The organism is Streptosporangium nondiastaticum (genome assembly GCF_003011965.1).
GTDB lineage: Bacteria > Actinomycetota > Actinomycetes > Streptomycetales > Streptomycetaceae > Streptomyces > Streptomyces nondiastaticus.
Genome location: NZ_PXWG01000259.1, coordinates 1 through 3,851 on the forward strand (window position 1 = coordinate 1; position 3,851 = coordinate 3,851).

Below are 3,851 nucleotides of genomic sequence, written 5' to 3' on the forward strand. Positions count from 1 at the left end.
CGGTTCCCCCTCGGCGAGGGGGAACCGGGCCTCCGGCCGTTCCGGCCGTTCCCGGCCGGGACTGCGGAACTGCGGGACTAGTGGAAGAAGTGGCGCGTGCCCGTGAAGTACATCGTCACGCCCGCCGCCTTCGCGGCCTCCACGACCTGCTCGTCACGGACCGAACCGCCCGGCTGCACCACGGCCTTGACGCCCGCGGCCGTCAGGACCTCCAGCCCGTCCGGGAAGGGGAAGAACGCGTCGGAGGCGGCGAACGAGCCGCGCGCCCGCTCCTCGCCCGCCCGCTGCACCGCGAGCTTCGCGGAGTCGACGCGGTTGACCTGGCCCATGCCGACGCCGACGGTCGCGCCGTCCTTGGCGAGCAGGATCGCGTTGGACTTCACGGAGCGGCAGGCGCGCCAGGCGAAGGCCAGCTCGGCGAGGTCGGCGGCGGACAGCGCCTCGCCCGTGGCGAGCGTCCAGTTGGCCGGGTCGTCGCCCTCGGCCTGGAGGCGGTCCTTGGCCTGGACGAGGACGCCGCCCTCGACGGGCCGGGACTCGCCGTGCGCCGCGGGGGCGTCGGCGCAGCGCAGCACGCGGATGTTCTTCTTGCGGGCCAGCACCTCGACGGCGCCGTCCTCGTAGGCCGGGGCGACGATGACCTCGGTGAAGATCTCGGCGACCTGCTCGGCCATGGCGACCGACACGGGCCGGTTGACGGCGATGACGCCGCCGAACGCGGACAGCGAGTCGCAGGCGTGGGCCTTGCGGTGGGCCTCGGCGACGTCCGGACCGGTCGCGATGCCGCACGGGTTGGCGTGCTTGATGATGGCGACGCAGGGGTCGGTGTGGTCGTAGGCCGCGCGGCGGGCCGCCTCGGTGTCCACGTAGTTGTTGTAGGACATCTCCTTGCCGTGCAGCTGCTCGGCGTGCGCGAGGCCCTTGCCCGTGCCGTCGGTGTAGAGGGCGGCGGGCTGGTGGGGGTTCTCGCCGTAGCGCAGGACCTGCTTGCGCTCGTAGGAGACGCCGATGAAGTCCGGCCAGGGGCCCTCGTCGGCGCCGTAGCCCGCGGCGAACCAGTTCGCGACGGCCACGTCGTAGGCGGCGGTGTGCTGGAACGCCTCGGCGGCCAGGCGCTTGCGCTGCGCGAGGTCGAAGCCGCCGTCGGCGACGGCCTTGAGGACGTCCTGGTAGCGGCCGGGGCTGACGACGACGGCCACGGAGGGGTGGTTCTTGGCTGCGGCGCGGACCATCGAGGGGCCGCCGATGTCGATCTGCTCGACGCACTCGTCGGGCGAGGCGCCGGAGGCGACGGTCTCCCGGAACGGGTAGAGGTTGACGACGACGAGCTCGAAGGGCTCGACGCCCAGCCCGGCGAGCTGCTCGCGGTGCGCGTCGAGGCGCTGGTCGGCGAGGATGCCGGCGTGGACGCGCGGGTGCAGCGTCTTCACGCGGCCGTCCAGGCACTCGGGGAAGCCGGTCAGCTCCTCGACCTTGGTGACGGGGACGCCGGCCGCGGCGATCCGGGCGGCCGTGGAGCCGGTGGAGACGAGCTCGACACCGGCCTCGTGGAGACCACAGGCCAGCTCCTCCAGCCCGGTCTTGTCGTAGACGCTGACCAGCGCCCGGCGGATGGGCCGCTTCATACCTTCGGCGGTCACGGGATCCTTACCTTTCGTCCCTCTATGCGGTAGCCGTTGCGGGCCAGACGCCCCACGACATCGACGAGCAGCGCGCGCTCGACTTCCTTGATGCGCTCGTGCAGAGCGGCTTCGCCTTCCTCGGTGTCCTCTTCCACGACCTCGACCACGCCCTGGGCGATGATCGGGCCGGTGTCGACGCCGTCGTCGACGAAGTGGACGGTGCACCCGGTCACCTTCACGCCGTACGCGAGCGCGTCGCGCACGCCGTGGGCGCCGGGGAAGCTGGGCAGCAGGGCGGGGTGCGTGTTCACGATGCGCCCGCCGTAGCGCGCGAGGAACTCCTTCCCCACGATCTTCATAAAGCCGGCCGAGACGACGAGGTCCGGCTCGTGCGCCGCCGTGGCCTCGGTCAGCGCGCGGTCCCAGGCCTCGCGCGTCGGGTGGTCCTTGACCCGGCAGACGAACGTCGGGATCCCGGCGCGCTCGGCGCGCTCCAGGCCGGCGATGCCGCCCCGGTCGGCGCCCACGGCCACGACCCGCGCGCCGTAGCCCTCGGGGTCGGCGGCGATCGCGTCGAGGAGTGCCTGCAGGTTGGAGCCGGAGCCGGAGACGAGGACGACGAGGCGGGCGGGGGGCGCGGGAGGCGGGGAGGCCACGGTGGGGCCCTTTCTCGCGGGCGGGAGCGGTGAGACGGCCGTATTGACGTCCGTACGGTGGACAGCGCCGTACGGTTTGTATGGTCGTACGAGACGAGGGTGCCGCGGAATACGGGGGACTCTACGAACCCGCCGACCGCCAGCAACGATACCGGCACACCGAACGGCCCCCGCGGGACGGGGGCGGCCGCGGAAGGTAGCGTCTGGAAGCGGTGCCCGGAAAGCGCGGTGCCACATGCACGGAATCCGGGCGCGACGCCGTACGTTCGGAGTGCGGTAGACGACACAAGGGGAAGACACACTCCACATGCCGGACCGACGCCGTGACGCGGCTCACCGCCCCTCCCCGTCCCCGGACGAGCAGCGGGACAACCCCTTCGCGCCGCCGCCCGAGGGAACGCCCGACCGGCCGTGGCAGCCGCGCGAGCCGCAGCAGCCGCAGGGCCGGGGGAACGGCGAGGGCGGCCAGGGCGGCGACGGACCGGAGGGCCCCGAGGGCCCGGACGGGCAGCAGCCCCCGTCGTGGGGCAGCCAGTGGAGCAGCCGGCAGCCCGGCCGCCACGACGGCGGCTTCGGCGGCGGACCGGGCGGAAGCGGCGGACCGGGCGGAGGCGGCCTGCGCTGGGACCCGACGGACCCGGCCCAGCGGCGCGCCCGCTACGCCCTCCTCGCGGGCATGTGGGGCTTCTTCTTCGCCCTCTTCAGCATCCCCTACGTCGCCCTGCTGCTCGGCGCCCTCTCGATCTACTGGGGCGTCAGCTCCCTCCGCGCCAAGCCCCGGCCCCGGCGCACGGACCCCGACATCCCGGCGGGCCCGCCGACGCCGGCGCCCGGCGCGTTCAAGCCGCAGACCACGGCGGCGGTGAGCGGCCTGGTGACGGGCGGGCTGGCCCTGGCCATCGTGGCGGCGACGTTCGTCTTCCAGATCGTCTACAGCGACTACTACACGTGCGTGGACGACGCCCTGACGCAGAGCTCGCAGCAGGCGTGCGAGCGACACCTCCCGAAGCAGCTGAGGCCGCTGCTGGGGAACAGGGACTAACCGCCTCCGGCGCGACGGACGCCCACCGGCGGTGACCGGATGTTCCGCCGGACCCTCACCGTCGAGCTTCCTCGCCGTGGCGGCGGGCCCTGTTCTTCCGCCGCCACGGCGCGAAGCCACAACGGCGCGGACCGGCGGTGCCGTACGCGCCACTGGCGGTGACCGGGCATTCCGCCGGACCCTCGCCGTCGTGGTGATGCGCCGTTGCGGCGATTCGCTGTGCGGCGGACATCCTCGCGCGGGCCGGCAGGCCCTGACCTGGGCGACCGGCCCGGCAAGGCCCCGTCCGTGCGGCGCTCAAGGTCCCCGGCCCAGGGCGGAGCCCCCCGGCGCTCAGCCCCGGTCCGGGTTCGCGTCCCGCGGTTCGAAGTCCGGGACCAGGCCGCCCCCGGACTCCCGCAGCGCGGCCCACCGCACCTGCCGCGCCCGCGAGTCGTGCCAGGCCGGCACGACCGCCCCCGCCCGGGCGCCCTCGGACCGCGTCCCCTTGGGCCGGGCCCGGCGGCCGAACCAGCCCCGCCGCTCCCCCCG

At 74.4% G+C, this 3,851-nt stretch carries 4 protein-coding genes; 1 reads left to right on the plus strand and 3 read right to left on the minus strand.

Annotated elements, in window-relative coordinates:
- Positions 1 to 77 precede the first annotated feature (77 nt).
- Both purH and purN read right to left on the minus strand, forming a co-directional pair.
- Positions 78 to 1,625 carry a bifunctional phosphoribosylaminoimidazolecarboxamide formyltransferase/IMP cyclohydrolase gene (gene purH / locus B7P34_RS35345; protein ID WP_106682218.1) on the minus strand — a complete coding sequence of 516 codons (1,548 nt, stop codon included), beginning with the start codon at positions 1,623 to 1,625 and terminating at the stop codon, positions 78 to 80.
- Between the two features lie 11 nt (positions 1,626 to 1,636).
- Entirely contained in the window at positions 1,637 to 2,278 is a 642-nt protein-coding gene (gene purN / locus B7P34_RS35350) for a phosphoribosylglycinamide formyltransferase (RefSeq protein WP_106682219.1), read from the minus strand.
- A 307-nt stretch (positions 2,279 to 2,585) separates the two neighbouring features.
- On the opposite strand from purN, the gene B7P34_RS35355 reads away from it, so the two are divergent.
- Entirely contained in the window at positions 2,586 to 3,320 is a 735-nt protein-coding gene (locus tag B7P34_RS35355; RefSeq protein WP_223268578.1) for a hypothetical protein, read from the plus strand.
- Positions 3,321 to 3,653: 333 nt separating this feature from the next.
- On the opposite strand, the gene B7P34_RS37900 is transcribed toward B7P34_RS35355, so the two are convergent.
- The coding region (locus B7P34_RS37900; protein WP_223268579.1) for a hypothetical protein at positions 3,654 to 3,851 on the minus strand (198 nt) is incomplete at its 5' end.